Source organism: Methylobacterium sp. WL9, assembly GCF_008040035.1.
GTDB classification, from domain to species: Bacteria; Pseudomonadota; Alphaproteobacteria; order Rhizobiales; family Beijerinckiaceae; genus Methylobacterium; species Methylobacterium thuringiense.
Genome location: NZ_VRVE01000220.1, coordinates 1 through 379, shown reverse-complemented (window position 1 = coordinate 379; position 379 = coordinate 1). Strand labels below are relative to the sequence as shown.

1 protein-coding gene is annotated in these 379 nt (G+C 64.1%); it reads left to right on the top strand.

Annotation, left to right across the window (positions count from 1 at the left end):
- Window positions 1-379 (top strand): integrase core domain-containing protein (locus tag FV217_RS22575; RefSeq protein ID WP_246683164.1); only part of this gene is annotated, 379 nt, incomplete at both ends.

The following is a 379-nucleotide window of genomic DNA, read 5'->3' as shown; positions in this document are numbered from 1 at the left end:
AAGGTGCACACGGTGCTCACCGACAATGGCACCCACTTCACGACACCCGGCAACGTTGCCTCGGCCGCCTCCATCATCAAGGAGGCGATTGCCGCCGGAGAGACCTTCCGCGCCCACAGCTTCGAGTCCGCCTGTGCCCGCAACGATATCGACCATCGCCTGACCAAGCCGCGGCACCCCTGGACCAACGGTCAAGTCGAGCGAATGAACCGCACGATCAAGGACGCGACGGTCAAGCGCTACCACTACGACAGCCATGCACAGCTCCGCGCTCACTTGGCCGACTTCGTCAGCGCTTACAACTTCGCGCGCCGCCTCAAGACCCTGCGTGGCCTCACACCCTACGAGGCCATCTGCAGGGCATGGTCCGCCGAGCCAA